This is a genomic window from Pseudomonas putida, from assembly GCF_026625125.1.
Lineage (GTDB): Bacteria > Pseudomonadota > Gammaproteobacteria > Pseudomonadales > Pseudomonadaceae > Aquipseudomonas > Aquipseudomonas putida_X.
Genome location: NZ_CP113097.1, coordinates 1498567 through 1525121, shown reverse-complemented (window position 1 = coordinate 1525121; position 26555 = coordinate 1498567). Strand labels below are relative to the sequence as shown.

Below are 26555 nucleotides of genomic sequence, written 5' to 3'. Positions count from 1 at the left end.
AGCATTCTGCTCCCGCCAGGGGGCAGCGCTCAAGTGGCACGAAGCGCGATTGAACCGCGCGATCGCATGGGGGCCTAAACTGCTGATTCTGACTGACAGGGGAGTGAACGCAGCATGAGCCGTATCGAAACAGACAGCCTGGGCCCGGTCGAAGTTCCGGAGCACGCCTACTGGGGCGCACAGACCCAACGCTCGCTGATCAACTTTGCCATTGGCAAGGAACGCATGCCGCTACCGGTGCTGCACGCCCTGGCGCTGATCAAGAAGGCCGCGGCAAGGGTCAACGACCGCAATGGCGCCCTGCCCGCGGACATCGCCCGGCTGATCGAGCAGGCGGCCGACGAAGTGTTGGCCGGTGAGCACGATGACCAGTTCCCGCTGGTGGTGTGGCAGACCGGCAGCGGCACCCAGAGCAACATGAACGTCAACGAGGTGATCGCCGGGAGGGCCAACGAGCTCGCTGGCCAAGGCCGCGGCGGCAAGGCGCCGGTGCACCCTAACGACCACGTCAACCGTTCGCAGAGCTCCAACGACTGCTTCCCCACCGCCATGCACATCGCCGCAGCACAGGCGGTGCACGAGCAACTGCTACCGGCGATCGCCGAGCTGTCTTCGGGGCTGGCGGAGCTGGCGGCGCGCCACCACAAACTGGTCAAGACCGGCCGCACACACATGATGGACGCCACGCCCATCACCTTCGGCCAGGAGGTGTCGGCCTTCGTTGCCCAGCTGGACTACGCCCAGCGCGCCATCCGCGCCACCTTGCCGGCGGTGTGCGAGCTGGCCCAGGGCGGTACTGCCGTGGGTACCGGGCTCAATGCCCCGCAGGGGTTCGCCGAAGCCATCGCTGCTGAGCTGGCCGCCCTCTCCGGCCTGCCGTTCGTCACCGCGCCGAACAAGTTCGCCGCCTTGGCCGGCCACGAGCCGTTGACCAGCCTGGCCGGGGCACTGAAAACCTTGGCGGTCGCCTTGATGAAAATCGCCAACGACCTGCGTTTGCTCGGTTCCGGCCCCCGCGCCGGCTTGGCCGAGGTGCGCCTGCCGGCCAACGAGCCGGGCAGCTCGATCATGCCGGGCAAGGTCAACCCGACCCAGTGCGAGGCGCTGTCGATGCTGGCCTGCCAGGTGCTGGGCAATGACGCGGCCATCGGTTTCGCCGCCAGCCAGGGGCACCTGCAGTTGAATGTGTTCAAGCCGGTGATCATCCATAACCTGCTGCAGTCGATCGAACTGCTGGCCGATGGCTGCCGCAACTTCCAGCAGCACTGCGTGGCGGGGATCGAGCCGGATGCCGAGCAGATGGCGGCGCACCTGGAGCGTGGGCTGATGCTGGTGACCGCACTCAACCCGCATATCGGCTATGACAAAGCGGCGGAAATCGCCAAGAAGGCCTACAGCGAGGGCAAGACCCTGCGCGAGGCGGCGCTGGAGTTGCAATACCTGACCAACGAGCAGTTCGATGAGTGGGTAAGGCCGGAGAACATGCTGGCGCCCGGTGGCAAGGGATGATTGATTGGCTGTTGCTTAGGGCCCTATCGCCGGCAAGCCGGCTCCCACCTGGGATGGCGCCAGCTTTTGAAATTTGAGGGGGACAGTTGCTCCGCACGCTTCGATAGAACGTGCGGGCGCCGGGTGGCCAGGGCTGATTGATTGGCGGGTACTTAGGGCCCTATCGCCGGCAAGCCGGCTCCCACCGGTACCCCACAGTCTTCAGGCTTGGTGGGGACCTGTGGGGCAACAGTCTTGCTCAACATCTAAAAGCTGGCGCGGTCCGTGTGGGAGCCGGCTTGCCGGCGATAGGGCCGGAACAGGCTCTCAACCAACCTGAGCCAAACGCGCCCTTCTCGCCCGCCACCCAGCCACCAGCGATGGCCCCAGGGCCACCAGTGTCGACCCCAGCACCACGGTCACCGCGCCAACATAGCCCAAGGCATTGATGTCCTCGGCCTGCACATAGTCCGGCCACAGCCAGGCCGCAATCGCCACCGCCACAAAGGTCACCAGTGGCGTCAGCGCCAGTGTGGCGCTGACCCGCGATGCCTCCCAGTGCGCCAGGGCCTCGGCAAAAGCCCCATACGCCACCAGCGTGTTCAGGCAGCACGCCAGCAGCAACCAGCCTTGCAGGGGGGTCAGCTGCAGCGCCTCCAGCGGGTGCACCCAAGGTGTCAGCAGCGCGGCGCAGCTCAGGTAGATCACCATCATCACCTGCTGCGAATGCCACACCGTCAGCAGCTGTTTCTGGCTCAGGGCATAGAACACCCAGATGCTGGTGGCCAGCAGGATGGTCAGCACGCCTGTGGTGTAGGCGCCCAGCGAAGTCAGCAGCTCTTCCAGGCGCTGGTTGAAGAACAGGCCGAAGCCGGCCAGAAGCACCATCAGCCCCAGGCCTTGGCCCAAGCTGAAGCGTTCCTTGAACACGAACACACTGGCCACCAGCAGCAGCACCGGGCCGATCTGCACCACCAATTGCGCCGTGCCGGGGCTCAGCAGATTGAGGCCGATCAGGTACAGCACGTAGTTGCCCATCAGCCCGCATACGGCCACCCCCACCAAGCCTTTGCCCTTGGCGCCGAGCTTGGCGAAAGAAGGCAAGCGGCGCTTGGCCGCCAGCCAGGCGAACAGCAGGCCGCCGGACACCAGCAGGCGGAACCAGGTGACGGTAATGGGGTCGACCACCTGCAACACCTGCTTGAGTTTGATCGGCAGGATGCCCCAGAGCAGTGCAGTCAAAAGCGCCAGAGCCAGTCCATAGCTCCGGCGCCCGGATGTGATGTGCATAAAGTCCTCGGTCAAGCCCGTTGTGGGGTGCCTCGATTCTAAAGGCTTGCTGCCTGCCACCGGGGAAAAAAGCCGGGAAAAGAATTCATCAGGTCATTCCCCCGCGGCATGCCGACAGGCTATTTCTTGTGCTTGGCAAACGCCGCTTCCAGGGCTTCATTGAGGGTGCGCAGCACCTTCACCCGCGCCCAGCGCTTGTCATTGGCCTCGACCAGGGTCCATGGCGCGATCTCGGTGCTGGTGCGGTCGACCATGTCGCCCACGGCATCCACGTACAGGTCCCACTTCTCGCGGTTGCGCCAATCGTCCTCGGTGATCTTGTAGCGCTTGAACGGGATCTGCTCGCGCTCTTCAAAACGCTCCAGCTGGGTTTGCTGGTCGATCGCCAGCCAGAACTTGACGACCACCACGCCGGCGTTCACCAGCTGCTCCTCGAAATCATTGATCTCGCCATACGCGCGCATCCAGTCGGCCGGGGTGCAAAAACCCTCGATGCGCTCGACCAGCACCCGGCCATACCAGGACCGGTCGAAGATGGTGAACTTGCCGCGCGCCGGGATATGCCGCCAGAACCGCCACAGGTACGGCTGAGCACGCTCATCCTCGGTAGGGGCGGCGATTGGCACGATACGGTACTGGCGCGGGTCCAGCGCAGCGGCCACGCGGCGGATCGCGCCCCCTTTGCCCGCCGCATCATTACCCTCGAAGACCGCCACCAGGGCATGCCGACGCATGTGTTTGTGGCGCAGCAGGCCGGCCAGGCGTGCCTGCTCGGTCACCAGTTGCTCCTGGTAGTCCTGCTTGTCCAGGCGCAGGGTCATGTCCAGCGCGCCCAGCAGGCTGCGCTGGTCGATGCTGCGGCCCAGCGGCGCAATGTTGCCCTGGTGCTTGCCTTTGGGGTTGACGGCCAGTGCGGCCTGCAGGCTTTCCAGCAGGATGCGCCCGACGGCCAGGCTGCGGTAGTTGGGGTCGACGCCTTCGACTACGTGCCAGGGTGCATAGTCACGGCTGGTACGGCGCAATACCCGCTCGCCAAAGCGCACGAAGCGGTCGTAGGTCTGGGACTGTTGCCAGTCCAGCGGGCTGATGCGCCAGCTGTGCAAGGGGTCGTCCTTGAGCGACTTGAGCCGCGCTTTCATCTGTTTCTTGGACAGGTGGAACCAGAACTTGATGATCAGCGCACCTTCGTCGCAAAGCATCTGCTCCAACCGCTCGGCGCCGGTGATGGCCTGGTCGAGCACGGCATCCTTGAACTGCCCGTGCACCCTGCCCTGCAGCATCTGGCTGTACCAATTGCCGAAAAACACGCCCATGCGCCCCTTCGGCGGCAGCGCCCGCCAATAGCGCCAGGCGGGCGGGCGGGCCAGCTCTTCATCGGTTTGCTGGTCGAAGGTGAGCACGTCGATCATGCGCGGGTCCATCCACTCGTTGAGCAGTTTGACCGTCTCGCCCTTGCCAGCGCCTTCGATGCCATTGATCAGCACGATCACCGGGAAGCGTGCCTGCTGTTTGAGTTCGTACTGGGCTTCGAGCAAAGCCTCGCGCAGCGCGGGCACTTCTGCCTCGAAGGTATCGTCGTCGATGCTGTGACCAATTTCCGCGGATTCAAACATGCACTCGCTCCTTCAATGGATAAGCAAGACTAGCGGAATCTTGGGGGGAAGCTGCAAGCTGCAAGCCGCAAGCCGCAAGCCGCAAGCCGCAAGCTTCAAGCTGCAAGAAAAGCCAGGGCGTGCCACCATCTGCTTTTTCTTGCAGCTTGTAGCTTGAAGCTTGCAGCTACCCACTTCCAGCGAAACCAGCCATGCCCGCACCCACCCTCCTTCAGCATGCCCAGATCGACTGGGACGACCAGGGCCGCCCACATTCGCGGCAATACGGCGATGTCTACTTCGCCATCAACGAGGGCATTGCCGAAACCCAGCATGTGTTCCTCGAACAAACCCGCCTGCGCCAGCGCTTCGCCGACCTGGCGCCCCACGGCTGCCTGGTGATCGGTGAAACCGGCTTTGGCACCGGCATGAATTTTTTCTGTGCCTGGCAGCTGTTCGCCGAAACAGCCCACGCAGATGCCCGCTTGCATTTCATCAGCGTCGAGAAGTATCCCCTGGGCCACGCCGACATGGCCCGCGCGATGCGCCTGTGGCCGGAGCTGGCCGGGTTCACCGAACCCTTTCTGCAGCAGTACGTCGCGGTGCATCAAGGCTTCCAGCAGTTCACCTTCGACCAGGGCCGAATCACCCTCACCCTGCTGATCGGCGATGTGCTGGAGCAGCTGCCGCAGCTGGACGCGCGTATCGACGTGTGGTTTCTCGACGGCTTCGCCCCGGCGAAAAACCCCGACATGTGGACACCCGAGCTGTTCAGGCAACTGGCCAGGTTGTCCCATGCCGGCACCGCACTGGGCACCTTCACCACTACCGGCTGGGTGCGTCGCAGCCTGATCGAAGCCGGCTTCACCATGAAAAAGGTGCCTGGCATCGGCAAGAAGTGGGAGGTGATGAGCGGTGAGTACACCGGCCCGCCCAACGCCCCCCTGTCGGCGCCCTGGTACGCGCGGCCACGAGCGCCCGAAGGCCCGCGCGAGGCCCTGGTGATCGGCGCAGGGCTCGCCGGCACTGCCAGCGCTGCCAGCCTGGCCGCACGGGGCTGGCAAGTAACGGTACTGGAGCGTCACGACGCCGCCGCCCGCGAAGCCTCCGGCAACCCCCAGGGCGTGCTGTACCTCAAGCTGTCCGCGCACGGCACGGTTTTGTCGCAGATGATCCTGTCCGGGTTCGGCTACACCCGGCGCCAGCTTCAACGCCTGCAGCGCGGCCAGGACTGGGATGCGTGCGGGGTTTTGCAACTGGCATTCGACCACAAGGAAGCCGAACGCCAGGGCAAGCTCGCCGACGCCTTCGAGGGCAGCTTGCTGCGAGCAGTGCAGCGCAGTGAAGCCGAAACGATCGCCGGGGTCGCGCTCCCGGCCGGCGGGTTGTACTACCCCGAAGGCGGCTGGGTGCATCCACCGGCACTGTGCCAGGCACAACTGCAGCACCCCAACATTCGCCTGCTGGCCCATCACGATGTACTCGCACTGCGCAAGGCCGATGGCCTGTGGCAAGCCTGGGCCGGCGACCGGTTACTGGCCAGCGCCCCTGTGGTGGTGCTGGCCGGGGCGGCTGATGTGAAGCGTTTCGAGCCTTGTGCCCAGCTACCGCTCAAGCGCATCCGCGGGCAGGTCACCCGCCTGCCGGCGACCGACGCCAGCCGGGCGCTGGCTACCGTGGTCTGCGCCGAGGGCTATGTAGCACCGCCCAGGGGTGAAGAGCACACGCTGGGCGCCAGCTTTGACTTCCATAGCGATGACCTGACGCCGACCGTGGCCGAACACCAGGGCAACCTGGCGATGCTCGATGAAATCTCTACCGACCTGGCCCGGCGGCTGGGTGCTGCGGCGCTTGACCCTGAGCGGTTGCAGGGGCGCGCGGCATTTCGATGCACCAGCCCGGATTACTTGCCGATCGTGGGGCCGGTTGCCGACCCTGCAGCCTTTGCCGAGGCCTACGCCGTACTGGCCAAGGATGCGCGGCAGGTGCCCGAAGTGCCCTGCCCTTGGCTGGAGGGGCTGTATGTGAATAGTGGGCATGGGTCGCGGGGGCTGATCACGGCGCCGCTTTCGGGCGAGCTGATTGCGGCGTGGGTCAGTGGCGAGCCGTTGCCGCTGCCGCGGGCGGTGGCAGAGGCGTGCCACCCGAACCGGTTTGGCTTGCGCAGGTTGATTCGGGGGAAGTGAATGGGGCTGCTGTGCAGCCCAATCGCCGGCAAGCCGGCTCCCACCGGGATCGCGCCAGCTTTTAGAAGTTGAGTAAGACAGTTGCTGCCATAGATAAAGCGCAGGTCTGAAGAACTCCGAGGTCGCGGTGGGAGCCGGCTTGCCGGCGATTGGCCGTAAAGCAGGGCACTACTTATAACAGATCGATCTAAAACTCTCACAAATCCCCCAGGTCAGTTCCTTACAGGCGCCCTAATCCGGGGCGCTGATTCCCCAACGGAAAAACCGGTAAGGACCTATGTGCGGATTAGCAGGAGAGTTGCGTTTCACCCCCATCGACCAAGCCCCTCGCCCGGCGGATCTCGCCGCGGTAGAGCGCATGACCCATCACCTGGCGCCCCGTGGCCCCGACGCCTGGGGCTTCCATAGCCTGGGCCCGATTGCCCTTGGCCATCGCCGGCTGAAAATCATGGACCTGTCCGACGGCTCGGCTCAGCCCATGGTCGACAACACCCTGGGCCTGTCTCTGGCCTTCAACGGTGCCATCTACAACTTCCCCGAACTACGCCAAGAGCTACAGGACCTGGGCTACACCTTCTGGTCCGACGGCGATACCGAGGTGCTGCTCAAGGGCTACCACGCCTGGGGCGCGGCCCTGCTGCCCAAGCTCAACGGCATGTTCGCCCTGGCCATCTGGGAGCGCGACAACCAGCGCCTGTTCCTGGCCCGCGACCGCCTGGGCGTCAAGCCTTTGTACCTGTCGCGCAACGGCGAACGCCTGCGCTTTGCCTCGACCCTGCCAGCGCTGCTCAAAGGTGGCGACATCGATCCGATGATCGACCCGGTAGCGCTCAACCACTACCTCAACTTCCACGCGGTGGTGCCGGCGCCACGCACCTTGCTGGCCAATGTGCAAAAGCTCGAACCCGGCACCTGGATGCGCATCGACCGCCACGGTGAAGTCGAGCGCCAGACCTGGTGGCAGCTGCACTACGGCCCCAACCCGGACGAGCGCGACCTGGACCTGGAAGGCTGGACCACCCGTGTGCTCGATGCTACCCGCGATGCCGTCGGCATCCGCCAACGCGCCGCGGTAGACGTGGGTGTACTGCTGTCCGGCGGCGTCGACTCCAGCCTGTTGGTCGGCTTGCTGCGGGAAGTGGGCGTCGATGACCTGTCGACGTTCTCCATCGGCTTCGAAGATGCCGGCGGCGAGCGCGGTGACGAGTTCCAGTACTCCGACCTGATCGCCAAGCACTACGGCACCCGCCACCACCAGCTGCGCATCGCCGAAAGCGAAATCATCGAGCAATTGCCGGCCGCGTTCCGCGCCATGAGCGAGCCGATGGTCAGCCACGACTGCATCGCTTTCTACCTGCTGTCACGCGAGGTAGCCAAGCACTGCAAGGGCGTGCAGAGCGGCCAGGGTGCCGACGAGCTGTTCGCCGGCTACCACTGGTACCCGCAGGTGGACGGCGCCGATGACGCCTTTGGCGCCTACCGCGATGCGTTCTTCGACCGCAGCCATGCCGAGTACCGCGATACCGTGCAAGCCCCTTGGCTGCTGGAGACCGATGTGGCCGGCGACTTCGTGCGTGAACACTTCGCCCGCCCGGGCGCGCCCGACGCGGTGGACAAGGCGCTGCGCCTGGACAGCACGGTGATGCTGGTCGACGACCCGGTCAAACGGGTCGACAACATGACCATGTCTTGGGGCCTGGAAGCCCGTACGCCGTTCCTGGATTACCGCCTGGTCGAGTTGTCGGCACGTATCCCGGCGCGCTTCAAACTGCCCGATGGCGGCAAGCATGTGCTCAAGCAAGCCGCACGCCGGGTGATCCCCCATGAGGTGATCGACCGCAAGAAAGGCTACTTCCCGGTACCCGGCCTCAAGCACCTGCAAGGCGCCACTCTGGACTGGGTACGCGAGCTGCTCACCGACCCCAGCCAGGACCGCGGGCTGTTCAACCCGACCATGATCGACCGCCTGTTGAGCAACCCGCATGGCCAACTTACCCCGCTGCGCGGCTCCAAGCTGTGGCAGCTGGCGGCGCTGAACCTGTGGCTCAGCGAACAAGGAATCTGACCGATGAAAGCCCATGAAACTGCCTACGGTCAGCGCCTGTTGCGTGGCCAGACGCCGTCTTACGAGCGCCTCCAGGCGCGCCTGGCCGGCGATGGCAGCGAACCCCACGACCAGCCGCGTGCGCTGCACTGCGGCTGGGGCCGGCTGCTGATAGGTCACACCTACCCCGACCCGGCCAGCCTGGCCGAGGCACTGCAGCAGGAACGCCCCGGCGAACGTGACATCGCGCTGTATGTGGCGGCCCCTCAACAGCTGCTGGCGCAGGCACCGCAGCAGCTGTTTCTGGACCCGTCCGACACGCTGCGGCTGTGGTTCACCGACTACCGCCAGGCGCAACGCGTGTTTCGCGGTTTCCGCATCCGCCGCGCACAAAGCAGCAGCGACTGGCAGGCGATCAACACCCTGTACCAGGCACGCGGCATGCTGCCGGTGCAGCCGGAACTGCTGACGCCGCGCCACCAGGGCGGGCCGGTGTACTGGCTTGCCGAGGATGAAGACAGCGGCGCGGTGATCGGCAGCGTCATGGGCCTGAACCACAGCAAGGCGTTCGATGACCCCGAGCACGGCAGCAGCCTGTGGTGCCTGGCCGTGGACCCGCATTGCACCCGCCCTGGCGTGGGTGAGGTGCTGGTGCGCCACCTGGTCGAGCACTTCATGAGCCGCGGCCTGGCCTACCTGGACTTGTCGGTGCTGCACGACAACCGTCAGGCCAAGCGGCTGTATGAGAAGCTCGGTTTCCGCAACCTGCCGACCTTCGCCGTCAAGCGCAAGAACGGCATCAACCAGCAATTGTTTCTTGGCCCCGGCCCTGAGGCGGGGTTGAACCCGTATGCACGGATCATCGTCGATGAGGCCTACCGCCGTGGCATCGAGGTGCAGGTGGACGACGCCGCAGGCGGGCTGTTCACCCTTAGCCTCGGCGGGCGCCGCGTGCGTTGCCGCGAGTCGCTCAGCGACCTGACCAGTGCGGTCAGCATGACCCTCTGCCAGGACAAGCGCCTGACCCAGCAAACCTTGCACCACGCAGGCCTGCTGGTGCCGATGCAGCAACTGGCCGGCAATGCCGACGATAACCTGGCGTTTCTCGACGAGCACGGCGCGGTGGTGGTCAAACCGGTCGATGGTGAGCAGGGCCAAGGGGTGGCGGTGAACCTGACGACTTACGAGGAAGTCAGCCAGGCCATCGAACACGCCCGCCGCTTCGACAGCCGCGTGCTGCTGGAGAGCTTCCACCCGGGGCATGACCTGCGCATCGTGGTGATCGGTTTCGAGGTGGTTGCAGCGGCGGTTCGGCATCCGGCCCAGGTGGTTGGTGACGGCAAGCACAGCATCCATCAGTTGATCGAAGCCCAGAGCCGCCGCCGTCAGGCCGCTACCGGTGGTGAAAGCCGCATTCCGCTGGACGACGAGACCGAGCGCACCTTGCGTGACGCCGGTTTCGACTACACCAGCGTACTGCCCGCAGGCCAGCGCCTGGCTGTGCGCCGCACCGCCAACCTGCACACCGGCGGCACCCTGGAGGACGTTACCGAGCGCCTGCACCCGGTGCTGGCCGATGCCGCCGTGCGCGCTGCGCGGGCGCTGGAGATTCCAGTGGTGGGCCTGGACCTGATGGTGCGTGATGCCGAACAGCCGGACTACGTGATCATCGAGGCCAACGAGCGCGCCGGCTTGGCCAACCATGAGCCGCAGCCAACAGCAGAGCGCTTTGTCGACCTGCTGTTCCCGCACAGCCGGGCGTTGGCGTGAATCCATGACGGCCCTCTCGCCGGCAAGCCGGCTCCCACTGGTCTCGCGCGCAGTGTCCTGAACCTGTGCATTACCCCCTGCCTGTGGAAGCCGGCTTGCCGGCGATAGGGCCCGCAAGAGCAAAGCAATACCTGAGGAGTACCCATGTCTGAACGATACCCCGAGCCGGACCTTGACTACCTCAAGCGCGTCTTGCTGGAGATGCTCGCCATCCCCAGCCCGACCGGCTTCACCGACACCATCGTGCGCTATGTCGCCGAACGCCTGGACGAACTGGGCATTCCCTTCGAACTGACCCGCCGCGGCACCATCCGCGCCACCCTCAAAGGCCGGCAAAGCTCCCCGGACCGCGCCGTCTCGGCCCACCTGGACACCATCGGCGCCAGCGTGCGCCAGCTGCAGGACAACGGCCGCCTGGCCCTGGCCCCGGTGGGGTGCTGGTCGAGCCGCTTCGCCGAGGGCAGCCGGGTCAGCGTCTTCACCGACACCGGCGTGTTCCGCGGCAGCGTATTGCCGCTGATGGCCAGCGGGCACGCCTTCAATACCGCCATCGACCAGATGCCCGTCAGCTGGGAACACGTTGAAGTGCGCCTGGACGCCTACTGCGCCACCCGCGCCGACTGCGAGTCCTTGGGGATTGCCATCGGTGACTTCGTGGCATTCGACCCGCTGCCGGAGTTCACCGAGAGCGGCCACATCAGTGCCCGCCATCTGGACGACAAGGCCGGCGTGGCTGCGCTGCTGGCAGCCCTCAAGGCAGTGGTGGAAAGTGGCCGCCAGCCGATGATCGACTGCCACCCGCTGTTCACCATCACCGAAGAAACCGGCTCAGGCGCTGCCGCTGCCCTGCCTTGGGACGTCAGCGAGTTCGTCGGCATCGACATCGCCCCGGTAGCACCCGGCCAGGCATCGAGCGAGCACGCGGTCAGTGTGGCCATGCAGGACTCGTCGGGGCCCTACGATTACCACCTGTCACGCCACCTGCTGAAACTGGCCGGCGACCAGGACGTGCCGGTGCGCCGTGACGTGTTCCGCTATTACTTCAGCGATGCCCATTCGGCGGTCACCGCCGGGCACGACATCCGCACCGCGCTGGTGGCGTTCGGTTGCGATGCCACCCACGGTTACGAGCGCACCCATATCGACAGCCTGGCCGCGCTCAGCCGCCTGTTGTCGGGCTACCTGCTCAGCCCGCCGGTGTTCGCAAGCGATTCCAACCCGACCAATGCGTCCCTGGAGCGCTTCAGCCACCAGCTGGAGCATGATGCGCAGATGGAGAGCGACACCCGGGTGCCTGCAGTCGACAGCCTGGTGGGGAACAAGGAGTGAGCCGCAGCGGCCCGGTTTGGCGTAGCATGGGCGCATTCCGTTACCAAGCTGATTGCCGCCCATGCTGATCCCCTACGAACACCTGCAAGCCGAAACCCTGACGCGCCTGATCGAGGACTTCGTCACCCGCGACGGCACCGACAATGGCGACGACACGCCACTGGAAACCCGTGTGCTGCGGGTGCGCCAGGCGCTGGCCAAGGGCCAGGCGTTCATCCTGTTCGACCCGGAAAGCCAGCAGTGCCAGCTGCTGGCCAAGCACGATGTGCCGCGCGAACTGCTCGACTGATCGATACCCACCGCTTCGCGGCACTCGCCCGCGAAGCGGTGGGTAACGTCGACATCAAGCCGATTTGCCCTTGCGCTTCTCCCCCGCCTTTATCCGCTTGTACACCTCTGCCCGGTGCACCGACACTTCACGCGGCGCGCTCACGCCAAAACGCACCATGCCATTGCGTGTTTCCACCACCTTGATCTGAATGTCGTCACCAATGTTGATGACTTCGCCGACTTCACGTCCAATGACCAACATGTTCCGGCCCTCCGGCAACAGGAAAAACCGGAGATTGCATGGGGAAATCCGCTGACTCAACGCCCCGGGAGCAATTCAGAGCAAGCCTACACTGGCTGGTAATTCGCCCTACAGACGGTACTACAATCCGCGCGCTTGGGCCTTGCTACGCATTTTCACCGCCATCTCTGCCATCTCGTCATACAGCCGCTGCGGCGCCTGCTGCTTGAGCTGCCAGGCCTGGCGCCCGGCCTCGTGGGGCAGGATCAGGAATTCACCGGCCTCGACCTGCTGGTGGATGTAGTCGGCAATGTCCGCTGCACTGATCGGCGAGCCCTCCAGCAGTTTGCCCACTTGGGCCTTCATGGCCGGGTTCGGGCCACGGAAGGAGTCCAGCAGGTTGGTCTGGAAGAACGACGGGCACACCACGTGCACCGCCACTTCCAACTGGCGCAGCTCTACCAGCAGGCTCTCCGACAGCGCCAGCACACCTGCCTTGGCAACGTTGTAGTTGCTCATGCCCGGCCCCTGCATCAGGGCCGCCATCGACGCCACATTGATGATGCGCCCCTTGCTGCGCTCAAGCAGTGGCAGGAAGGCCTTACAGCCCTTGACCACGCCCATCAGGTTGACCGCGATCTGCCAGTCCCAGTCTTCCAGCGACAGCTCGGCGAAGAAGCCGCCCGACGCTACACCGGCGTTGTTGACGATCACGTCGATACCGTCGAACTTCTCTTCGCAGGCCTGGGCCAGGGCGGTCAGCTGGCTGTAGTCGCGCACGTCGCAGCGCTGGATGAAACCCTCGCCACCGGCACCCCGCACCTGCTCAAGGGTGTCGCGCAGCCCTGGCTCGTTGACATCGGCCAGCGCCAGGCGCCAGCCCTCGCGCGCCCAGCGCAGGGCAATCTCGCGGCCGAGGCCGGAACCGGCGCCAGTGATCATGATGCGTTTGTGCATGGTGGCAGGCCTTGTACTGATGGGTGATGAGCCCAGTCTAATCAAGGCGTTGCCGTCAGGGAGGGTCCATCAGGGTAGTGAATGGGTGGGCATGACCCTACGGTCGTGCCAAGCAAATGGAATCTTTGCCAAGCGGCGCCGGTCCGAATTAACAAGAGGCCAGCTATTCGAGGCCCTTGACCCCTAACCACGCAAGGACTCCGTCATGACCACGATCCTCATCATCATCCTCATCCTGCTGTTGATTGGTGGCTTACCGGTCTTCCCGCACTCGCGCAGCTGGGGCTATGGCCCGTCCGGCATCATTGGCGTGGTGCTGGTGATACTGCTGGTGTTGTTGTTGCTTGGGATGATCTAGCGCTGTCAGGCGCTGCAATGCAAAAAACCGCGCTACGGCATCAGCCGCAGCGCGGTTTTTCATTGGGCGTCAATCAGTGCGACACGGCGCCCGAAGCCCCCAGGCCAGTCTGCGAGCGGACGAACTGCGGGAAGAACAGTGCACGTTCGCTTTCAGCTGCCTTGGACTTGTCGGTGACCGAGAAGAACCAGATACCGACGAAGGCAATCAGCATCGAGAACAGCGCCGGGTACTCGTACGGGTAGATAGGCTTCTCGTGGCCGAGGATCTGCACCCAGATGGTCGGGCCAAGGATCATCAGCGTCACTGCACTCACCAGGCCCAGCCAGCCGCCGATCATGGCGCCGCGGGTGGTCAGCTTTTTCCAGTACATCGAAAGCAGCAGGACAGGGAAGTTGCAGCTGGCGGCAATGGAGAACGCCAGGCCGACCATGAAGGCGATGTTCTGCTTCTCGAACAGAATGCCCAGGCCGATCGCCAGCACGCCAAGGGCGATGGTGGTGATCTTCGACACACGGATCTCGTCCTTGTCGTTGGCCTTGCCCTTGCGCCACACGCTGGCGTACAGGTCATGGGACACCGCCGAGGCACCGGCCAGGGTCAGGCCGGCAACCACCGCCAGGATGGTGGCGAACGCTACCGCCGAGATGAAGCCCAGGAAGATGCTGCCACCCACGGCATCGGCCAGGTGCACCGCCGCCATGTTGTTGCCGCCCAGCAGGGCGCCGGCGGCGTCCTTGAAGTCCGGGTTGGTGCTGACCAGCAGGATCGCGCCAAAGCCGATGATGAAGGTCAGGATGTAGAAGTAGCCGATGAAGCCGGTGGCGTACAGCACGCTCTTGCGGGCTTCCTTGGCGTCACTGACGGTGAAGAAGCGCATCAGGATATGCGGCAGGCCGGCAGTACCGAACATCAGCGCCAGGCCCAACGAGAACGCCGAGATCGGGTCCTTGACCAGGCCGCCCGGGCTCATGATCGCCTCACCCTTGCTGTGCACCTTGATCGCTTCGGAGAACAGGGTGTTGAAGTCGAAGCCCACGTGCTTCATCACCATCAGTGCCATGAAGCTGGCACCGGACAGCAGCAGTACGGCCTTGATGATCTGTACCCAGGTGGTGGCCAGCATGCCGCCGAACAGTACGTACAGGCACATCAGGATGCCCACCAGGATCACCGCGACATGGTAGTCCAGGCCGAACAGCAGCTCGATCAGCTTGCCGGCGCCGACCATCTGCGCGATCAGGTAGAAGGCCACCACCACCAGTGAACCGGAGGCCGACAGGGTACGGATTTCCTTTTGCCCCAGGCGGTAGGAGGCTACGTCGGCAAAGGTGTATTTGCCCAGGTTGCGCAGGCGCTCGGCGATCAGGAACAGAATGATCGGCCAGCCGACCAGGAAGCCGATCGAGTAGATCAGGCCGTCGTAGCCGGAGGTGAACACCAGCGCGGAAATACCCAGGAACGACGCTGCCGACATGTAGTCGCCGGCAATCGCCAGACCGTTCTGAAAGCCGGTGATCTTGCCGCCGGCAGCGTAGTAGTCGGCTGCCGACTTGTTACGCTTGGAGGCCCAGTAGGTGATGCCCAAGGTAAAGGCGACGAAGGCCACGAACATGGCGATCGCTGCAACGTTCAGCGGCTGTTTCTGCACCTCGCCGGTCAGGGCATCGGCTGCCCACACGGCGGGTGCGAAAACGCCGCAGGCCAGTACGGCCAAGGCTTTGGTGTGGCGAATCATTGTTGCGCCTCCTTGAGGATGGCCTTGTTCAGCTCATCGAATTCGCCGTTGGCGCGGCGCACGTAGATGGCGGTCAGGACGAATGCCGAAACGATCAGGCCGACGCCCAGGGGGATGCCCCAGGTAATCGACGACTCAGGGCTGAGCTTGGCGCCCAGCAGATGAGGACCGTAGGCGATCAGGAGGATGAAGGCGCAGTACAGGCCGAGCATGATCGCCGAGAGAACCCAGGCGAACCGTTCGCGCTTGGTGACCAGCTCCTTGAAACGGGGGCTGTTTTGTATCGAGAGGTAAATGCTGTCGTTCATTGTTTTTGTCCTAGCAGCACAGATAGGGGATGGAACCCACACCGTCACTTTATGCTGCCTTTGAACGCCAACCAGACGACCTTAGTCTTAGATGCAAGGGTGTTTTGCAGAATCAGTAACAAAGCGGGGCCACTGTGTGGCCCCGTTCTGGAGAATCTGATCGGTTATTTGCCCGTCCACTCCTGGACACGATCCGGGTGCTTGGCTACCCAATCTTTCGCCGCAGCTTCAGGCTTGGCGCCTTCCTGAATCGCCAGCATCACCTCGCCAATCTCATCCTTGGACTTCCAGCTGAACTTCTTCAGGAACTCGGCCACTTCCGGCGCTTTGGTCGCCAACTCTTTGCTGCCGATGCTGTTGACCGTCTCGGCCGCGCCATAGACGCCTTTGGGGTCTTCAAGGAACTTCAGCTTCCATTTGGCGAACATCCAGTGCGGCACCCAGCCGGTCACGGCGATGGACTGCTTCTTGGCGTAGGCACGGCCCAGTTCTGCGGTCATCGCCGCGCCGGAGCTTGCCTGCAGCTTGTAGCCGGTAAGGTCGTAGTCCTTGATGGCCTGGTCGGTCTTGAGCATTACCCCGGAGCCTGCGTCGATGCCGACGATCTTCTGCTTGAAGCTTTCATCGGTCTTGAGGTCGGTGATGCTGTTGGCCTTGACGTACTCCGGCACGATCAGGCCGATCTTGGCATCCTTGAAGTTGGCGCCGTAATCGACCACGTTGTCCTTGTTCTTGGTCCAGTACTCACCATGGGTTACCGGCAGCCAGGCCGAGAGCATGGCGTCGAGTTTGCCGGTGGCCACACCCTGCCACATGATGCCGGTGGCCACGGCCTGCAGCTTCACGTCGTAGCCGAGCTTCTGCTTGATCACTTCGGCGGCCACGTTGGTGGTCGCCACGCTGTCGGCCCAGCCATCCACGTAACCGATGCTCACTTCTTTGGCCATGGCCTGTGCACCGCTCATGGCCAATACCAGGGCGGTGCCCGCCCCCAGGAGTCGTCGCATTTTTTTCAAAGTTGCCATCAAAGCATCCCCTCGTCAGGTCTCGGAGATTGCATCATGGTCCTGCAACGCTGCCCAACCTGCTCCAGCTGCGACCTGCACCCGAACCCTTTGCGACAGCACTGTGCCATTAGCGGCATCTGCCTGCGCCATTCTGCGCGATCCTTGCATGCCAAAGGTTTGGCGCCGGGCTACTATCTAACGCTTTGCGCCTGACGATGGACCGCCTGATGCCCAGCCCTGCCCGCCTGCTGCTCCCGCTGTACCTGTTCGCCTGCCTGCTTGCCCTCTCAGGGCTTGGGGCGCTCTGGTACACGCTCGGCAAGCCGATCCTGCTACCGGACGCGGCCAGCCCCACGCACAAATTGCAGTGCGCCTCCTACACGCCGTTCGACAAGGACCAGTCGCCATTCGACCAGCCTTTTCGCTTGCGCCCGGCGCGCATGGACGCTGACCTGGCGCTGCTGGCTGAACGATTTCAGTGCATCCGCACCTATTCCATGACCGGACTGGAAGCGATCCCGGCACTGGCGCGCAAGCATGGCCTGAAGGTGATGCTCGGGGCCTGGGTCAATGGCAACCCGGTGGATACCGACAAGGAAGTGGATCTGCTGATTGCCGCCGCCAACGCCAACCCGGATGTGGTCAGTGCGGTGATCGTGGGCAACGAGGCGTTGCTGCGCAAGGAAGTGACCGGCGAGCGCCTGGCCGCGCTGATCGGCAACGTGAAGCGCCAGGTCAAGGTACCGGTGACTTACGCCGATGTTTGGGAATTCTGGCTGCAGCACCCGCAGGTGGCGCCAGCGGTGGACTTTTTGACGATTCACCTGTTGCCCTACTGGGAGGACGACCCGCGTGGTATCGAAGATGCCCTGGCGCATGTCGCCGATGTGCGTCGGGTGTTCGGTACGCGCTTTGCGCCCAAGGATATCTTCATCGGCGAAACCGGCTGGCCCAGCGAAGGCCGCCAGCGCGAGACGGCCGTGCCCAGCCGGGCCAACGAGGCACGCTTCATCCGCGGTTTCGTCGCCATGGCCGAGGCCAATGGCTGGCACTACAACCTGATCGAAGCCTTCGACCAGCCGTGGAAGCGCGCCAGTGAAGGCGCGGTGGGCGGCTACTGGGGGCTGTACGATGCCGACCGGCAGGACAAAGGGGTACTCGAGGGTCCGGTGAGCAACCTGCACCACTGGCCGCAATGGTTGCTGGCAAGCGTGGTGTTGATGGCAACGATGCTGCTGTTCGCCGGGCGCCCCGGCACCGCGACCGGGGCTTTGCTGTTGCCCTTGCTGGCGGCGTTTGGGGCTGGCTGCCTGGGGCTGTGGGGCGAGTTGATGCGCACCCACGCACGGTTTGCCGGGGAATGGCTGTGGGCGGCGTTGCTGGCGGGGCTGAACCTGCTGGTGCTGGCCCATGCGGTGCTGGCGCTGGCGCGCCGGGCTGGCTGGCGGGAACGTTGGTTCGCCTGGTTCGAGGCGCGCGCAGGGTGGCTATTGCTGGCGGCGGGCTTTGCGGCGGCAGTGAGCATGCTGGCGATGGTGTTCGACCCGCGTTATCGCAGTTTCCCCACGGCGGCGCTGGCGTTGCCAGCTGTGGTTTACCTGCTGCGCCCGGTGGTGGCGGCACGGGCAGAGGTGGCGCTGCTGGCATTCATCGTCGGGGCCGGGGTGATGCCTCAGCTGTACCGGGAAGGGCTGGAGAATCAGCAGGCCTGGGGTTGGGCGGTGGTCAGTGTGCTGATGACTGCGGCGTTGTGGCGGAGTTTGCGCGTGAGCAAGGCGTGATACCGAGGCGCCTCCATCGCCGGCAAGCCGGCTCCCACAAGGGATCGTGCCAGCTTTTAGACGTTGAGCAAGACAGTTGCGCGAATGCCCGCAGCGCCGCACCTCCACTCCTTTTGGACTGCCCCAAAGACCTTGGGTTGGTGCCGAACTTCCTGAGGGCACCTCCACCCCTGTGGGAGCCGGCTTGCCGGCGATGAGGCCGGGCCTGCCTACGACCGACCAACCGGTAAAACAGTTGCCAACACAGCAATTGCAGTCAGCCGCGCCGCGCTTGCCGGACCAGCCGTAACCCCGCCAGCACCACGGCAAACACCGCAATGCTGGCGGTATACAGCACCAGCGCCGGGATGCCGAACACCAGCGCCAGCAACGCCAGCCACCAACCGTTGCGCCCGCCAACCACCTGCGCCAGCAACGCCAGCCCAAGCCCGGCCCAGGCCATCACCTGAAAGTGAATCCCCAACCCCAGCACCGAGCGCACCTGGCACTGCCAGTGTTCACCGGGCACGGCGCAAAGGCCGACCCACTGCGCATCCTCCATCAACCCGTAACGCACGCCGTAACTGGCAGCCAGCCACAAGGCGAGAAACAGCAACAGCAGCGCAGCCGGCAAGGTACGAGACATCCTGTTCTCCAATAGCAGTAATCGAAACGGTGCATGATCGCCCAAGGCCGGTTGTAAGGCAAAATCACACTCCTGCAGCTATGTTGCAGATAACAAGCACACCAAAGGCCACCGCACTTGGCAACTTTGCCAAGGCACTTGTGGTCCTAGCCTGCGTAGCGCAGTACCTTGCTCGCGTTCTTTCTGGGGGATTACATGCTTCGATATTGGCGCCTAGCCGCCCTTCTTGGCGGCCTGCTCATGGCTGTGGCCGCTTCTGCGCGCGACATCGACGCCGCGACCTACGGCTTCCCCTTGACCAACCCGTTCGAGGCGACGATCGCCACGACGCCGCCCGATCAGCGACCAACGCTGCCCAGCGACGACGAAATCGACCAGAGCGACTACAGCCTGAATTTGCGCCCGGAGCGTGAGTTCACCCTGCCAGACAACTTCTGGGCAGTGAAAAAGCTCAAGTACCGGCTGGCTCGCCAGGACCATGAAGCGCCGCTAATCTTCATCATCGCCGGCACCGGCGCGCCGTATTCGAGCACCATCAACGAATACCTGAAAAAACTGTTCTATCAGGCCGGTTACCACGTGGTTCAGCTGTCGTCGCCGACCAGCTACGACTTCATGAGCGCCGCCTCGCGCTTCGCCACCCCGGGCATCAGCCGGGAAGACGCCGAAGACATGTACCGGGTGATGCAAGCCGTACGTGCCCAGCACCCGCGCCTGCCGATCAGCGAGTACTACCTCACCGGTTACAGCCTGGGCGCGCTGGACGCAGCGTTCGTCAGCCACCTGGATGAAACCCGTCGCAGCTTCAACTTCAAGCGTGTGCTGCTGCTCAACCCGCCGGTCAACCTGTACACCTCGATCAACAACCTCGACAAACTGGTGCAGACCCAGGTCAAAGGCATCGACCGCAGCACCACGTTCTATGAGCTGATGCTGGAAAAGCTCACCCGCTATTTCCAGGACAAGGGCTACATCGACCTCAACGAAGCCCTGCTGTATGACTTCCAGCAGTCGCGTCAGCACCTGTCCAACGAACAGATGGCGATGCTGATCGGCACCTCGTTCCGCTTCTCGGCGGCCGATATCGCCTTCACTTCGGACCTGATCAACCGGCGCGGCCTGATCATCCCGCCGAAGTACCCGATCACCGAAGGCAGCAGCCTTACGCCGTTCTTCAAGCGTGCCCTGCAGTGCGACTTCGACTGCTACATGACTGAGCAGGTGATCCCGATGTGGCGCGCCCGCACCGACGGCAACAGTATCCTGCAACTGGTCAACCAGGTGAGCCTGTACGCGCTGGAGGACTACCTGCGCAACAGCCCGAAAATCGCCGTGATGCACAATGCCGACGATGTCATCCTCGGCCCGGGCGATATCGGTTTCCTGCGCAAGGTGTTTGGTGATCGCCTGACCCTTTACCCCCATGGCGGCCATTGCGGCAACCTCAACTACCGCGTCAACAGCGACGCCATGCTGGAGTTCTTCCGTGGTTAACAAATTCCTCTTCGCCACCGCCCTGCTGTTTGCCGGCAATGCCCTGGCCGCGGAAACCGCGCCGCGCACCAGCGTGATCGAGTCCGACCCTCAGGTAACCGCCCAACCTTTGGCCCCCGAAGCGGACGGGTTCATCGACCCGCTGCGCGAACTGAAATTCAACCCAGGCCTGGACCAGCGCGAGTTCGAACGCTCCACCTTGGCGGCGCTCAACGTATACGACCCGCTGGAGTCGCTGAACCGGCGCATCTACCACTTCAACTACCGCCTGGACCAGTGGGTGCTGCTGCCGCTGGTGGACGGCTACCAGTACGTCACGCCCCGGTTCGTGCGCACCGGGGTGAGCAATTTCTTCAACAACCTAGGCGATGTGCCGAACCTGTTCAACAGCGTGCTGCAGCTCAAGGCCAAGCGTTCGGCAGAGATCACCGCGCGGCTGATGTTCAATACCATCATCGGTGTGGGTGGCCTCTGGGACCCGGCGACCAAGATGGGCCTGCCGCGCCAGAGCGAAGATTTTGGCCAGACGTTGGGCTTCTATGGCGTGCCTGATGGCCCGTACATCATGCTGCCGGTACTGGGGCCGTCGAACCTGCGCGATACCACCGGGGTGGTGGTGGATTACGCCGGCGAACAGGCGATCAATTACCTGAACATGGCCGAGGTGAGCACCGATCATCCGGAAATCTTCCTGCTGCGCGCGGTGGACAAGCGCTACACCACCAAATTCCGCTACGGCCAGCTCAATTCGCCCTTCGAGTATGAGAAGGTCCGGTATGTGTATACCCAGTCGCGCAAGCTGCAGATTGCCGAGTAACGCGCTGCCGTAAAGGCGGCTTGGTGTCGCGATGGGCCGCACGGCGGCCCCATCGATTACAGCCCCAGAAACTGCTCCAGCTCCCGCCGCTTGGTCAGCGCATCCCGCCGCCCCAGCTCGATCAGCTCGCTGCAATAGCTGGCCTCGAACAGTAAGTAGCTCAACACCCCTGCCCCACTGGTCCGCGTCGCCCCCGGGCCGCGCAGGAACACCCGTAGCGCCGCCGGCAGCTCACGCCGATGCCGTGCGGCGATTTCGTCCAGCGGCTGGCTGGGCGCCACCACCAGCACCTCGATCGGCGCCAGCCCCAGGCGTCGCGCATCCAGGTGGGCCGGCAGCAGGCGGCTCAGGTGATTCAGGCGCTGCAACAGCTCGATATCGCCTTCCAGGCTGTCGATGAACGTGCTGTTGAGCATATGCCCTGCGATCTGCGCCAGGCTTGGCTGGTGCCCACTGAACACGCGCTGGGGCGGCAAAGGTGGTGCTGGCCGTTGCGGGTTGCCGCTGACGCCGACCACCAGCACGCGGCTGGCCCCCAGGTGCAGCGCCGGGCTGATCGGCGCCGACTGGCGTACCGCGCCGTCGCCGTAGTACTCGTCACCGAGCCGGACCGGGGCGAACAGCAGCGGGATAGCCGCGCTGGCCAGCAGGTGGTCAACGGTCAATGGCGTGGGCACGCCGAGGCGGCGGTGGCGTAGCCAGGCGTCGATGGTGCCGCGGCCCTGGTAGAAGGTCACCGCCTGGCCAGACTCGTAGCCGAATGCGGTGACCGCAACCGCGCGCAGCTGCTCGCTGGCCAGGGCATGGGTGATGCCATCCAGGTCGATGTGCGCCTGCAACAGGCCGCGCAGCGGGCTGCTGTCGAGCAGCGCAACCGGTGCCTGGCCGCCCAGCCCCAGCAGGCTGTGGCCGACAAAGCGGCCGGCCTGGCGGATCACGCCCGGCCAGTCGCTGCGCACCACCAGGTGGCTGCCCAGGTTCTGCCAGAAGGCGGTGAGCCTTTGTACCGCCTCGTTGAAGCGCATGGCGCCACTGGCCAGGGTCACGGCATTGATGGCGCCGGCCGAGGTGCCGACGATCACCGGGAAGGGGTTGGCTGCGCCGGCAGGCAGCAGCTCGGCGATGCCGGCCAGAACACCGACCTGGTAGGCGGCGCGGGCGCCGCCGCCAGAGAGGATCAGGCCGGTGGTGGGGGGTGGGGCCATGTCTTGCTCCCAGGATCTTTGACTGCCAGCGCTGGCCTCATCGCCGGCAAGCCGGCTGCCACATGGTCAGCGCTTTTTCTTGTCATACAGCCGCGGCGCACCTTCAGGCCGCGACTTGAAGCGCCGGTGCGCCCACAGGTATTGCTCGGGGCACTCGCGCAACACGCCTTCGATCCACTGGTTGATGCGCAGGCAATCGGCCTCTTCGCTTTCACCGGGGAAGGCTTCCAGCGGCGGGTGGATCACCAGGCGATAGCCACTGCCATCCTCCAGGCGCTTCTGGGTGAAGGGAATGACCTGCGCCTTGCCCAGGCGGGCGAACTTGGTGGTGGCGGTGACCGTTGCCGCCTGGATGCCGAACAACGGCACGAACAGGCTCTGCTTGGCGCCGTAGTCCTGGTCGGGCGCATACCAGATGGCGCGCCCGGCACGCAGCAGTTTGAGCATGCCGCGCACGTCTTCACGCTCCACGGCCAGCGAATCGAGGTTGTGGCGCTCACGGCCGCTGCGCTGAATGAAGTCGAACAGCGCATTGCCATGCTCGCGGTACATGCCGTCGATGGTGTGCACCTGGCCGAGCAAGGCGGCGCCGATCTCCAGGGTGGTGAAATGCACGGCCATGAGGATCGCGCCCTGCCCGGCCTGTTGCGCGGCTTGCAGGTGCTCGAGGCCCTCGATGTGCGCCAGGCGCGCCAACCTGGCCTTGGGCCACCACCAGCTCATGGCCATTTCGAAGAAGGCGATGCCGGTGGAGGCGAAATTCGCCTTCAACAAACGGCGCCGTTCGTCGACGGACATCTCGGGGAAACACAGTTCCAGGTTGCGTGCAGCGATGCGTCGGCGCTCACCGGCCACCCGATACATCAGCGCGCCCAGGGCAGCGCCGAGCCACAGCAGGGCGCGGTAGGGCAACTGCACCGCCAGCCACAGCAGGCCCAGGCCCAGCCACAGGCCCCAGAACCTGGGGTGGAGGAAATAGGGACGAAAACGCGGGCGTTCCATTGAAGCTTCCGGTAAGTCAAAGGCCGAGCATTCTACATCGGATCGGCGCCGGTTGCGGCCAACCGGTCTTATCGTTATAAGTCAGGGCACTTTTTCCGCAACAAGCCGTCTATGCAGACCATGAGCCCAAACCACACACCCGACACCGCCTCCGTGTTCCAGCTCAAGGGCAGCATGCTCGCCATCACTGTGCTGGAGCTGGGGCGCAACGACCTTGACGCCCTCGACCGCCAGTTGGCGGCGAAAGTGGCCCAGGCCCCTAATTTCTTCAGCAACACGCCGTTGGTGCTGGCGCTGGACAAGCTGCCAGCCGACGAAGGGGCGATCGACCTGCCCGGGCTGATGCGCATCTGCCGTCACCATGGCCTGCGGACCTTGGCGATCCGGGCCAGCCGCATCGAGGACATCGCTGCGGCGATCGCCATCGACCTGCCGGTACTGCCGCCCTCCGGCGCCCGTGAGCGGCCGCTGGAGCCAGAGCCGGAAGTGAAAAAGCCCGAGCCGGCACCGGCGCCCGCTGCAGAGCCGGAAATCCGCCCGACGCGGATCATCACTTCGCCTGTACGTGGCGGCCAGCAGATCTATGCTCAGGGTGGCGACCTGGTGGTCACAGGGTCGGTAAGCCCGGGTGCGGAACTTCTCGCCGATGGCAACATCCATGTGTACGGCGCCATGCGCGGCCGTGCCCTGGCCGGCATCAAAGGCAACACCAAGGCCCGTATCTTCTGCCAGCAGATGACCGCCGAAATGGTCTCCATCGCTGGCCAGTACAAGGTCTGCGAGGACCTGCGCCGCGACCCGCTGTGGGGCGGCGGCGTGCAAGTCAGCCTGTCTGGTGACGTGTTGAACATCACCCGTCTTTAACGGATACTTGCCGTCATTTTTAGAGCAACTTTTTTACCTGTTGCCGTTTTTTTGCATTTTGCTGGGACGCCTGTCCCGACTTATTTAGGGGTGAAACACCTTGGCCAAGATTCTCGTCGTTACTTCCGGCAAGGGGGGTGTGGGCAAGACCACCACCAGCGCCGCCATCGGCACCGGCCTCGCACTGCGCGGCCACAAGACGGTCATCGTCGACTTCGACGTGGGCCTGCGTAACCTCGACCTGATCATGGGCTGCGAGCGCCGCGTGGTTTACGACTTCGTCAACGTGGTCAACGGCGAAGCCAACCTGCAGCAGGCCCTGATCAAGGACAAGCGCCTGGAGAACCTGTACGTACTGGCCGCCAGCCAGACTCGCGACAAGGACGCGCTGACCCAGGAAGGCGTTGAAAAGGTTCTGATGGACCTCAAAGAACAGTTCGAGTACGTGATCTGCGACTCGCCGGCGGGTATCGAGAAAGGCGCGCACCTGGCCATGTACTTCGCCGACGAAGCCATCGTCGTGACCAACCCTGAAGTGTCTTCGGTACGTGACTCCGACCGTATGCTGGGCATTCTGTCGAGCAAGTCGCGCCGCTCCGAAAACGGGGAAGAGCCGATCAAGGAACACCTGCTGATCACGCGTTACCACCCGGAGCGCGTCGTCAAGGGCGAAATGCTGAGCGTGGCCGACGTGGAAGAGATTCTGTCGATCAAGCTCAAGGGCGTGATCCCGGAGTCGCAGGCGGTACTCAAGGCGTCCAACCAAGGTATCCCGGTCATTCTCGATGATCAGAGCGATGCCGGCCAGGCCTACAGCGATGCGGTCGACCGCCTGCTGGGCAAAGAGAAGCCGATGCGCTTCATCGATGTACAGAAGAAGGGATTCTTCGAGCGCATTTTCGGGAGCAAATAAACCATGAACCTTTTTGACTTCTTTCGTGGCAGACAGAAACAGACCAGTGCGTCGGTGGCGAAAGAGCGTCTACAGATCATCGTGGCGCATGAGCGCGGCCAGCGCAGCGAACCGGACTACCTGCCGGCGCTGCAAAAAGAGTTGCTCGAGGTGATCCGCAAGTATGTGAACATCGGTAGCGATGATGTGCACATCGAACTGGAAAACCAGGGCAGTTGCTCGATTCTGGAGCTGAACATCACGTTGCCTGAGCGCTGATACAGCGAACTGGCTCGATCATTGGGGCTGCGTTGCAGCCCATCGCCGGCAAGCCGGCTCCCACAGGGTCTGCGTTGTACCTCTGGAACCCGGTTTGCCGGCTTCTACGGGGCCTGCGCGGTACGTGTGGGAGCCGGCTTGCCGGCGATGGGCCGCAACGCGGCCCCAATGGTTTTCCCCGATTTGACCGAGAACCCGCAATGCCGCTGTCGAACGTCCAGATCCTTCATGAAGACGCCGCCATCCTGGTGGTCAACAAGCCGACCCTGCTGCTGTCGGTGCCAGGCCGCGCCGATGACAACAAGGATTGCCTGATCACTCGCCTGCAGGAAAACGGCTACCCGGATGCGCTGATCGTCCACCGCCTGGACTGGGAAACCTCCGGCATCATCCTGCTGGCCCGCGATGCCGACAGCCACCGCGAGCTGTCGCGCCAGTTCCACGACCGCGAGACGGAGAAGGCCTACACCGCGCTGTGCTGGGGTCAGCCGGTGCTGGACAGCGGCAGCATCGACCTGCCCCTGCGCTACGACCCGCCCACCAAGCCACGCCATGTGGTGGACCATGAGCAAGGCAAACATGCCCTGACCTTCTGGCGCATCCTTGAGCGTTGCGGCGACCACTGCCGGGTGGAGTTGACGCCAATCACCGGCCGTTCGCACCAGTTGAGGGTGCACATGCTGTCGATCGGGCACCCGCTGCTCGGTGACCGTTTGTATGCCAACCCCGAAGCCTTGGCGGCGCATGATCGCTTGTGCCTGCATGCAGCAATGCTGAGCTTCACCCACCCCGTTTCCGGCGAACGACTGACGTTCGAATGTCCTGCGCCTTTTTAAGCGGCAAGCTGCAAGCTACAAGCTGCAAGTAAAAGCAGATCGCGTTGGAGCTTACACCGCGGTCTGCTCTTGCTTGCGGCTTGAAGCCCAAGAGCCCTGCGCTGTTTAAGCGGTAAGCTTCAAGCTGCAAGCTTCAAGCGAAAGCAGATCGCGTTGGAGCTTACTCCGCGGTCTGCTCTTGC

General features: G+C 64.0%; 24 protein-coding genes. 14 read left to right on the top strand and 10 right to left on the bottom strand.

Annotated elements, in window-relative coordinates; all coding sequences use genetic code 11:
• The first annotated feature begins 114 nt into the window (after nucleotides 1-114).
• Nucleotides 115-1509 (top strand): class II fumarate hydratase, encoded by a 1395-nt coding sequence (locus OSW16_RS07005; RefSeq protein WP_267821848.1) that lies wholly within the window; start codon nucleotides 115-117, stop codon nucleotides 1507-1509.
• A 306-nt stretch (nucleotides 1510-1815) separates the two neighbouring features.
• On the opposite strand, the gene OSW16_RS07000 is transcribed toward OSW16_RS07005, so the two are convergent.
• On the bottom strand, nucleotides 1816-2778 hold the full coding sequence (locus OSW16_RS07000) for a DMT family transporter (RefSeq protein ID WP_267821846.1): 963 nt from the start codon (nucleotides 2776-2778) through the stop codon (nucleotides 1816-1818).
• Between the two features lie 119 nt (nucleotides 2779-2897).
• Nucleotides 2898-4391, bottom strand: a complete 1494-nt coding sequence (gene pap, locus OSW16_RS06995) for a polyphosphate:AMP phosphotransferase (protein WP_267821843.1) — start codon at nucleotides 4389-4391, stop codon at nucleotides 2898-2900.
• Between the two features lie 191 nt (nucleotides 4392-4582).
• Between pap and mnmC the strand changes: the two genes are divergently transcribed.
• The 5 genes from mnmC (at nucleotide 4583) to OSW16_RS06970 (ending at nucleotide 11988) form a co-directional block, all read left to right on the top strand.
• Nucleotides 4583-6556: a bifunctional tRNA (5-methylaminomethyl-2-thiouridine)(34)-methyltransferase MnmD/FAD-dependent 5-carboxymethylaminomethyl-2-thiouridine(34) oxidoreductase MnmC gene (gene mnmC, locus OSW16_RS06990; RefSeq protein ID WP_267821841.1), complete on the top strand. Its 1974-nt coding sequence runs from the start codon at nucleotides 4583-4585 to the stop codon at nucleotides 6554-6556.
• Nucleotides 6557-6833: 277 nt separating this feature from the next.
• Nucleotides 6834-8621 carry an N-acetylglutaminylglutamine amidotransferase gene (locus OSW16_RS06985; protein ID WP_267821839.1) on the top strand — a complete coding sequence of 596 codons (1788 nt, stop codon included), beginning with the start codon at nucleotides 6834-6836 and terminating at the stop codon, nucleotides 8619-8621.
• Nucleotides 8622-8624: 3 nt separating this feature from the next.
• A complete protein-coding gene (ngg, locus tag OSW16_RS06980; RefSeq protein WP_267821837.1) occupies nucleotides 8625-10370 on the top strand; it encodes an N-acetylglutaminylglutamine synthetase in 1746 nt (581 codons plus the stop codon).
• A 144-nt stretch (nucleotides 10371-10514) separates the two neighbouring features.
• Nucleotides 10515-11699 carry an osmoprotectant NAGGN system M42 family peptidase gene (locus OSW16_RS06975; RefSeq protein ID WP_267821835.1) on the top strand — a complete coding sequence of 395 codons (1185 nt, stop codon included), beginning with the start codon at nucleotides 10515-10517 and terminating at the stop codon, nucleotides 11697-11699.
• A gap of 61 nt (nucleotides 11700-11760) precedes the next feature.
• Nucleotides 11761-11988, top strand: coding sequence for a YheU family protein (locus OSW16_RS06970; RefSeq protein ID WP_039603187.1), 228 nt, complete (start codon nucleotides 11761-11763; stop codon nucleotides 11986-11988).
• Between the two features lie 54 nt (nucleotides 11989-12042).
• Here the strand turns inward: OSW16_RS06970 and csrA are convergent, their stop codons facing one another.
• A complete protein-coding gene (csrA, locus tag OSW16_RS06965) occupies nucleotides 12043-12231 on the bottom strand; it encodes a carbon storage regulator CsrA (protein WP_241802856.1) in 189 nt (62 codons plus the stop codon).
• Between the two features lie 120 nt (nucleotides 12232-12351).
• Nucleotides 12352-13167 carry an SDR family oxidoreductase gene (locus OSW16_RS06960; protein WP_267821832.1) on the bottom strand — a complete coding sequence of 272 codons (816 nt, stop codon included), beginning with the start codon at nucleotides 13165-13167 and terminating at the stop codon, nucleotides 12352-12354.
• Between the two features lie 205 nt (nucleotides 13168-13372).
• Between OSW16_RS06960 and OSW16_RS06955 the strand changes: the two genes are divergently transcribed.
• Nucleotides 13373-13525: a DUF3309 family protein gene (locus OSW16_RS06955; protein WP_003252624.1), complete on the top strand. Its 153-nt coding sequence runs from the start codon at nucleotides 13373-13375 to the stop codon at nucleotides 13523-13525.
• A 73-nt stretch (nucleotides 13526-13598) separates the two neighbouring features.
• Here OSW16_RS06955 and OSW16_RS06950 read toward each other — a convergent pair whose 3' ends face one another.
• The 3 genes from OSW16_RS06950 to OSW16_RS06940 all read right to left on the bottom strand — a co-directional run bounded on the left by OSW16_RS06950 (nucleotide 13599) and on the right by OSW16_RS06940 (nucleotide 16596).
• Entirely contained in the window at nucleotides 13599-15263 is a 1665-nt protein-coding gene (locus OSW16_RS06950; RefSeq protein ID WP_241802854.1) for a cation acetate symporter, read from the bottom strand.
• Complete coding sequence (locus OSW16_RS06945; RefSeq protein ID WP_267821830.1) at nucleotides 15260-15571, bottom strand: DUF485 domain-containing protein; 312 nt, start codon at nucleotides 15569-15571, stop codon at nucleotides 15260-15262. The genes OSW16_RS06950 and OSW16_RS06945 overlap by 4 nt, the downstream gene beginning before the upstream one ends.
• A gap of 164 nt (nucleotides 15572-15735) precedes the next feature.
• On the bottom strand, nucleotides 15736-16596 hold the full coding sequence (locus tag OSW16_RS06940) for a glycine betaine ABC transporter substrate-binding protein (protein ID WP_267821828.1): 861 nt from the start codon (nucleotides 16594-16596) through the stop codon (nucleotides 15736-15738).
• A gap of 197 nt (nucleotides 16597-16793) precedes the next feature.
• Here OSW16_RS06940 and OSW16_RS06935 point away from each other — a divergent pair, with 197 nt between their 5' ends.
• Entirely contained in the window at nucleotides 16794-18359 is a 1566-nt protein-coding gene (locus tag OSW16_RS06935) for a beta (1-6) glucans synthase (RefSeq protein WP_267821826.1), read from the top strand.
• Between the two features lie 256 nt (nucleotides 18360-18615).
• On the opposite strand, the gene OSW16_RS06930 is transcribed toward OSW16_RS06935, so the two are convergent.
• On the bottom strand, nucleotides 18616-18984 hold the full coding sequence (locus OSW16_RS06930; protein WP_267821824.1) for a hypothetical protein: 369 nt from the start codon (nucleotides 18982-18984) through the stop codon (nucleotides 18616-18618).
• A 195-nt stretch (nucleotides 18985-19179) separates the two neighbouring features.
• Between OSW16_RS06930 and OSW16_RS06925 the strand changes: the two genes are divergently transcribed.
• A complete protein-coding gene (locus tag OSW16_RS06925) occupies nucleotides 19180-20478 on the top strand; it encodes a serine/threonine protein kinase (RefSeq protein WP_241802847.1) in 1299 nt (432 codons plus the stop codon).
• Complete coding sequence (locus OSW16_RS06920; protein WP_267821821.1) at nucleotides 20471-21295, top strand: VacJ family lipoprotein; 825 nt, start codon at nucleotides 20471-20473, stop codon at nucleotides 21293-21295. The genes OSW16_RS06925 and OSW16_RS06920 overlap by 8 nt, the downstream gene beginning before the upstream one ends.
• Before the next feature lie 56 nt (nucleotides 21296-21351).
• Here OSW16_RS06920 and OSW16_RS06915 read toward each other — a convergent pair whose 3' ends face one another.
• Nucleotides 21352-22500, bottom strand: a complete 1149-nt coding sequence (locus OSW16_RS06915) for a patatin-like phospholipase family protein (protein WP_267821819.1) — start codon at nucleotides 22498-22500, stop codon at nucleotides 21352-21354.
• 66 nt (nucleotides 22501-22566) lie between these two features.
• The gene (locus tag OSW16_RS06910; RefSeq protein WP_267821817.1) at nucleotides 22567-23502 is read right to left on the bottom strand and encodes a lipid A biosynthesis lauroyl acyltransferase; all 936 of its coding nucleotides are present in this window, start codon (nucleotides 23500-23502) and stop codon (nucleotides 22567-22569) included.
• 111 nt (nucleotides 23503-23613) lie between these two features.
• On the opposite strand from OSW16_RS06910, the gene minC reads away from it, so the two are divergent.
• The 4 genes from minC to OSW16_RS06890 all read left to right on the top strand — a co-directional run bounded on the left by minC (nucleotide 23614) and on the right by OSW16_RS06890 (nucleotide 26373).
• On the top strand, nucleotides 23614-24366 hold the full coding sequence (gene minC, locus OSW16_RS06905) for a septum site-determining protein MinC (RefSeq protein ID WP_267821815.1): 753 nt from the start codon (nucleotides 23614-23616) through the stop codon (nucleotides 24364-24366).
• A gap of 100 nt (nucleotides 24367-24466) precedes the next feature.
• Nucleotides 24467-25279 carry a septum site-determining protein MinD gene (gene minD / locus OSW16_RS06900; RefSeq protein WP_012313198.1) on the top strand — a complete coding sequence of 271 codons (813 nt, stop codon included), beginning with the start codon at nucleotides 24467-24469 and terminating at the stop codon, nucleotides 25277-25279.
• A gap of 3 nt (nucleotides 25280-25282) precedes the next feature.
• Nucleotides 25283-25537 (top strand): cell division topological specificity factor MinE, encoded by a 255-nt coding sequence (gene minE, locus OSW16_RS06895; protein WP_241802832.1) that lies wholly within the window; start codon nucleotides 25283-25285, stop codon nucleotides 25535-25537.
• A gap of 200 nt (nucleotides 25538-25737) precedes the next feature.
• Nucleotides 25738-26373, top strand: a complete 636-nt coding sequence (locus tag OSW16_RS06890; protein WP_241802831.1) for an RluA family pseudouridine synthase — start codon at nucleotides 25738-25740, stop codon at nucleotides 26371-26373.
• Nucleotides 26374-26555 lie beyond the last annotated feature (182 nt).

Coding starts and splice junctions, on each gene's coding strand:
- OSW16_RS07005 (WP_267821848.1), top strand. CDS start 115: ATGAGCCGTATCGAAACAGACAGCCTGGGCCCGGTCGAAGTTCCGGAG.
- OSW16_RS07000 (WP_267821846.1), bottom strand. CDS start 2,778: ATGCACATCACATCCGGGCGCCGGAGCTATGGACTGGCTCTGGCGCTT.
- pap (WP_267821843.1), bottom strand. CDS start 4,391: ATGTTTGAATCCGCGGAAATTGGTCACAGCATCGACGACGATACCTTC.
- mnmC (WP_267821841.1), top strand. CDS start 4,583: ATGCCCGCACCCACCCTCCTTCAGCATGCCCAGATCGACTGGGACGAC.
- OSW16_RS06985 (WP_267821839.1), top strand. CDS start 6,834: ATGTGCGGATTAGCAGGAGAGTTGCGTTTCACCCCCATCGACCAAGCC.
- ngg (WP_267821837.1), top strand. CDS start 8,625: ATGAAAGCCCATGAAACTGCCTACGGTCAGCGCCTGTTGCGTGGCCAG.
- OSW16_RS06975 (WP_267821835.1), top strand. CDS start 10,515: ATGTCTGAACGATACCCCGAGCCGGACCTTGACTACCTCAAGCGCGTC.
- OSW16_RS06970 (WP_039603187.1), top strand. CDS start 11,761: ATGCTGATCCCCTACGAACACCTGCAAGCCGAAACCCTGACGCGCCTG.
- csrA (WP_241802856.1), bottom strand. CDS start 12,231: ATGTTGGTCATTGGACGTGAAGTCGGCGAAGTCATCAACATTGGTGAC.
- OSW16_RS06960 (WP_267821832.1), bottom strand. CDS start 13,167: ATGCACAAACGCATCATGATCACTGGCGCCGGTTCCGGCCTCGGCCGC.
- OSW16_RS06955 (WP_003252624.1), top strand. CDS start 13,373: ATGACCACGATCCTCATCATCATCCTCATCCTGCTGTTGATTGGTGGC.
- OSW16_RS06950 (WP_241802854.1), bottom strand. CDS start 15,263: ATGATTCGCCACACCAAAGCCTTGGCCGTACTGGCCTGCGGCGTTTTC.
- OSW16_RS06945 (WP_267821830.1), bottom strand. CDS start 15,571: ATGAACGACAGCATTTACCTCTCGATACAAAACAGCCCCCGTTTCAAG.
- OSW16_RS06940 (WP_267821828.1), bottom strand. CDS start 16,596: ATGGCAACTTTGAAAAAAATGCGACGACTCCTGGGGGCGGGCACCGCC.
- OSW16_RS06935 (WP_267821826.1), top strand. CDS start 16,794: ATGGACCGCCTGATGCCCAGCCCTGCCCGCCTGCTGCTCCCGCTGTAC.
- OSW16_RS06930 (WP_267821824.1), bottom strand. CDS start 18,984: ATGTCTCGTACCTTGCCGGCTGCGCTGCTGTTGCTGTTTCTCGCCTTG.
- OSW16_RS06925 (WP_241802847.1), top strand. CDS start 19,180: ATGCTTCGATATTGGCGCCTAGCCGCCCTTCTTGGCGGCCTGCTCATG.
- OSW16_RS06915 (WP_267821819.1), bottom strand. CDS start 22,500: ATGGCCCCACCCCCCACCACCGGCCTGATCCTCTCTGGCGGCGGCGCC.
- OSW16_RS06910 (WP_267821817.1), bottom strand. CDS start 23,502: ATGGAACGCCCGCGTTTTCGTCCCTATTTCCTCCACCCCAGGTTCTGG.
- minC (WP_267821815.1), top strand. CDS start 23,614: ATGCAGACCATGAGCCCAAACCACACACCCGACACCGCCTCCGTGTTC.
- minE (WP_241802832.1), top strand. CDS start 25,283: ATGAACCTTTTTGACTTCTTTCGTGGCAGACAGAAACAGACCAGTGCG.
- OSW16_RS06890 (WP_241802831.1), top strand. CDS start 25,738: ATGCCGCTGTCGAACGTCCAGATCCTTCATGAAGACGCCGCCATCCTG.